Here is a 556-nt window from a genome sequence, read left to right on the forward strand (position 1 = left end):
GTGCTTTTCCGTTAAGCAGGATGATCCCTTTGCGTTAAATTTTATCTTAAAAACGTTAACAGGTTTGATTTTTTTAGCGCTTTGCTCTTTTTATCAGGCAGTGACACGACATTTTATGAGGATATTGCGCCATCCTGTCCGGCGTAATCGGGTGATAACGCCGACGCGCAGAATTTTGTGTAAACGTTTACCCCGGGAAGAGCGGATGACAGCTCCGCTGCGTTTGCCAGCCGCTTAGCTGTAAATGCAGGTAATCTTCGGCCGGTAATTGGAGCTGAGGCGTACGTAATATTACCTCTGCTTGTGTTTCCCGCAGCGAAGCGAGCAGAAAAGGAAAGCTGAACTTGAGATAATTTTCGCGGAAGAAGTCATCGCTCAGAACAATACCGCTGAAGGGAAAATCGGTAATATTTTTCCACTCGGTTCCCGGCGGCGCGAGATCGTAAAGCCAGAAGGAAAAACGAGACGCCACAGCGCGTAAGGCGGATCCTGCCTGACGTAAAGTGGCATAGTTGATCGCCAGCCTTACATTCTCATGTTGCAGGCTGGAATAATT

General features: G+C 47.8%; 1 pseudogene. It reads right to left on the reverse strand.

Annotated elements, in window-relative coordinates:
- Positions 1-187: 187 nt before the first annotated feature.
- A pseudogene (locus QMM04_RS23015) lies at positions 188-556 on the reverse strand (hypothetical protein); the annotation flags it as partial.

The organism is Pantoea sp. Pa-EAmG, from assembly GCF_030024295.1.
GTDB lineage: Bacteria > Pseudomonadota > Gammaproteobacteria > Enterobacterales > Enterobacteriaceae > Pantoea > Pantoea dispersa.